General features: G+C 53.1%; 1 protein-coding gene. It reads right to left on the bottom strand.

What is annotated here, in order from left to right; all coding sequences use genetic code 11:
- The coding region (locus tag EN807_RS37190; RefSeq protein WP_246684512.1) for a class I SAM-dependent methyltransferase at positions 1-392 on the bottom strand (392 nt) is incomplete at both ends.

Here is a 392-nt window from a genome sequence, read left to right as displayed (position 1 = left end):
CTGCAGAAATTTCCGCTGTTCCAGGTCATGACGCAGTGTTTGAAATGCGTCCCTACAGCGCGCGACATCTCCTCAAGCGTTACCTCGTTGTTGAACATCGTGGTCAGCACCGCGGTCTTCTTAGCCTCGATCTGCTCTTGCTGGAAGTAGCGAGCCTTGAAGCCGAAATCCTTCTGGTACTCGCGGCGCAGATAGTCGCTGTCGTCAACCGCCCGAAATTTCTCGAGGAATACGAAGATGCCTCCTTCCTTGAGATGCTGCGCCACGAACTCAATCTGTTTGGGTCTGTTCGGCGAGTACATTTGAAAGGTGGTATCTTCGAGGATTATGTCGAATCCGGAAGCGAATTTGCCCAACCGGGCGTTTGAATTGAGGACGGCCTTGGTCAGTCG

This window comes from Mesorhizobium sp. M5C.F.Ca.ET.164.01.1.1 (genome assembly GCF_004792125.1).
GTDB lineage: Bacteria > Pseudomonadota > Alphaproteobacteria > Rhizobiales > Rhizobiaceae > Mesorhizobium > Mesorhizobium wenxiniae.
The sequence above is the reverse complement of the archived record's forward strand: the minus strand, read 5'-3'. Positions and strand labels throughout refer to the sequence as shown.